The organism is Rathayibacter sp. AY2B3 (assembly GCF_002931755.1).
Classification (GTDB): domain Bacteria; phylum Actinomycetota; class Actinomycetes; order Actinomycetales; family Microbacteriaceae; genus Rathayibacter.
Genome location: NZ_PSUG01000084.1, coordinates 1 through 3,045 on the forward strand (window position 1 = coordinate 1; position 3,045 = coordinate 3,045).

Consider the following 3,045-nt stretch of genomic DNA (forward strand, 5'->3'; position numbering starts at 1 on the left):
CCCCTCCGCCCCCGCCCCTCCGCGAGATGCCACTTCGGTACGCGACACGCCGGTGCAGGCGGACCGAAGCGGCATCTCGCCCAGGCTCCCGGGCTCCCGGCGGGCGGCCCCGGCACGGCAGAATGGGACGCGATGACCTCCACACCCCCTCCGCTCGGCCTGCTCCTCGACGTCGACGGGCCCATCGCGAGCCCCGTCACGCGCACGATCTCGATCCCCGAGATCGCCGACGACCTCGTCGCCCTGGCCAACGCCGGCATCCCGATCGTGTTCAACACGGGCCGCTCCGACGCGTTCCTGCGCGAGCGGGTCCTGCCCGCGCTCCTCGAGCGCGGCGTCTCGGCCGAGGCGCGCATCGTGTGCGTCTGCGAGAAGGGCGCCGTCTGGTTCACCGTCGACTACCGCGGCACCTCGGAGCCGATCGTCGACGAGTCGCTCGCGATCCCCGAGCCGGTTGCCCGCGACCTCGAGCGGATGATCCGCTCCGACTACGACGACCTGGTCTTCTTCGACGAGACCAAGCGCGCCATGGTCTCCGCCGAGCAGCTGGTCGACCTGCCGAGCGAGGACTACCTCGAGCGCCAGCTCGTCTTCGACGCCGACGCCCTGCAGATCATGACCGCCGCGGGCCTCGGAGTCGAGCGCCGCGGCATCCGGTACCCGAACGAGGAGGGGACGGTCGACTTCCGCATCGACCCGACCGTCATCTCGACCGACATCGAATCGAACCGGCTCGGCAAGGACCTCGGCGCCCAGCGCGCCGTGGAGCTGCTCGGAGCGACCGGCGCGATCCCGCAGCGCTGGCGCACGGTCGGCGACTCCCGGAGCGACTACGCGATGGCCGACTGGCTGTTCGAGCACGCCTACGACGTCGCCCACGTCGACGTGCGGCCCGCCGAGGGCGTGCCCGAGAAGCCCTACCCGGTCCTCGTCGTCGACGGAGCCGTGAACGACGCGGCCGGCGCCGCCGTGCTCCGCCGCTGGACCGAGCTCGTCGCCGACGAGACGACGCCCGAGGTCGGCGGCGCGATCTCGCTCCACTCGCGCGGCTGATCCGCCACCCCTCGCCGTCCCGCCGCGGGCCCGTTAGCGTTCGAGCATGAGAATCGCAGTCACCGGTGGATCCGGCAAGCTCGGCCGCCACGTCGTCACCCGCCTCCGCGCCTCCGGGCACGAGGTCTTCAACCTGGACCGGGCGGGGGACCGCGGCGCGGGCTTCGTCCGCATCGACATCGCCGACTACGGCCAGGTCGTGGACGCGCTGCAGTCGGTGAACGACCAGTACGACGGGATCGACGCGCTCGTGCACCTCGCCGCGATCCCCGCGCCGGGCCTCGTGCCCGACGTCGCCACGTTCCACAACAACATGATCGCGACGTTCAACGCGTTCCACGGAGCGATCCGGGCCGGCATCCGCAACGTCGTCTACGCCTCCAGCGAGACGGTGCTGGGCCTGCCCTTCGACGTCCCGCCGCCCTACATCCCGGTCGACGAGCAGTACCCGGCGCGCCCGGAGTCGGTCTACTCGCTCACCAAGCACCTCGAGGAGCAGATGGCGATCGAGCTGTGCCGCTGGCACCCTGACCTGAAGATAACGGGGCTGCGCTTCTCGAACGTCATGGACGAGGCCGACTACGCCGAGTTCCCGTCGTTCGACTCCGACGCGCTGCTGCGCAAGTGGAACCTCTGGGGCTACATCGACGGACGCGACGGGGCACAGGCCGTCGAGAAGGCGCTGCTCGCCGAGACGACCGGGTTCGACCGCTTCATCATCGCCGCGGCCGACACCGTGATGACGCGCCCCAACGCCGAGCTGGTGGCCGAGGTGTTCCCCGGCGTCGAGCTGCGCGGCGACCTCGGGACCACCGACACCCTGCTCTCGATCGACCACGCCCGCGAGGTCCTCGGCTACGCCCCCGAGCACTCCTGGCGCGACTCGCAGCAGGCCTGACCCGCTGGCCCCGCGCCGTTCGTGCACGGCTCGGCCCGCAGCCCCACGCACGAGCGCGCCCGGTCCGCAGGATGCCTGCGGGCCGGGCGCGCTCCGTGGGGCCGAGGATCAGCTCGGGATGTAGTTGAAGGTGTCGGGGTCGGGGCCGGTGCGGTGGCCGCGGTCGAGCGCCGTGATGTCGGTCATCGCCTCGTCGTCGAGCTCGAAGTCGAAGAGGGCGAAGTTCTCCTCCACGCGCTTGCGGGTGACCGACTTCGGGAAGACGATGTCGCCGCGCTGGATGTGCCAGCGGAGGACGACCTGCGCCGGGCTGCGGTCGACGTTGCGCGCGATGCGGGTGATGGTGTCGTCGTCGAGGACGAGTCCCTGCGCGATCGGCGACCAGGCCTCGGTCGCGATGCCGTGCTCGGTGCCGTAGGCGCGGAGCTCCTGCTGCACGAGGTAGGGGTGCACCTCGATCTGGTTCACGGCCGGGACGATGGTCGCCTCGGCGCGGAGCCGGTTGAGGTGGTTCGTCTGGAAGTTGGAGACGCCGATCGCCTTCGCCTTGCCGCTGCGGTAGATCTCCTCCATCGCCTTCCAGGTCTCCAGGTAGTCGCCCACGTTCGGGAGCGGCCAGTGGATGAGGAAGAGGTCGACGTAGTCGAACTGCAGCTCGCCGAGGGTGACGTCGATCGCGGCGAGAGCGTCCTCGCGGGCGTGGAAGCCGTTGTTGAGCTTGCTGGTCACGAAGACCTCGGAGCGGTCGAGGCCGGAGGCGCGGACGGCCTCGCCGACCCCCGCCTCGTTGCCGTACATCTCGGCGGTGTCGATGTGGCGGTAGCCGACCTCGAGGGCCGCCAGGGTCGCGTCCTTGGTCTCGGCCGGGTCGATCTGGAACACGCCGAAGCCCAGCTGCGGGATCTCCACGCCGTTGTTCAGGGTGATCGTGGGGACCGTTGCGGTGTCGTCGCTCATGAGCGAGTACGTCCTTTCGTCGGGGCGAGGGCGCAGTGGAGCCGCGCCGTCGTGCCTCCAGTCCATCGTCTACGGCTCCCAGCTTCAACCCCTTGCGAAGCCGCCGCCCTCTGAGGGAACCCCGGACCGTCGAGGGA

At 70.7% G+C, this 3,045-nt stretch carries 3 protein-coding genes; 2 read left to right on the top strand and 1 reads right to left on the bottom strand.

Annotated features, from left to right (window positions below):
- The first annotated feature begins 132 nt into the window (after positions 1–132).
- Together C5C24_RS17270 and C5C24_RS17275 are read left to right on the top strand one after the other, a co-directional pair.
- Positions 133–1,053, top strand: coding sequence for a hypothetical protein (locus C5C24_RS17270; RefSeq protein ID WP_104276746.1), 921 nt, complete (start codon positions 133–135; stop codon positions 1,051–1,053).
- 46 nt (positions 1,054–1,099) lie between these two features.
- On the top strand, positions 1,100–1,951 hold the full coding sequence (locus tag C5C24_RS17275; RefSeq protein ID WP_104276745.1) for an NAD(P)-dependent oxidoreductase: 852 nt from the start codon (positions 1,100–1,102) through the stop codon (positions 1,949–1,951).
- Between the two features lie 108 nt (positions 1,952–2,059).
- Here C5C24_RS17275 and C5C24_RS17280 read toward each other — a convergent pair whose 3' ends face one another.
- On the bottom strand, positions 2,060–2,908 hold the full coding sequence (locus tag C5C24_RS17280; RefSeq protein ID WP_104248244.1) for an aldo/keto reductase: 849 nt from the start codon (positions 2,906–2,908) through the stop codon (positions 2,060–2,062).
- Positions 2,909–3,045 lie beyond the last annotated feature (137 nt).

Bases quoted from the DNA above. Each gene is read 5' to 3' on its own strand.
- C5C24_RS17270 (WP_104276746.1), top strand. From the start codon at position 133: ATGACCTCCACACCCCCTCCGCTCGGCCTGCTCCTCGACGTCGACGGG.
- C5C24_RS17275 (WP_104276745.1), top strand. From the start codon at position 1,100: ATGAGAATCGCAGTCACCGGTGGATCCGGCAAGCTCGGCCGCCACGTC.
- C5C24_RS17280 (WP_104248244.1), bottom strand. From the start codon at position 2,908: ATGAGCGACGACACCGCAACGGTCCCCACGATCACCCTGAACAACGGC.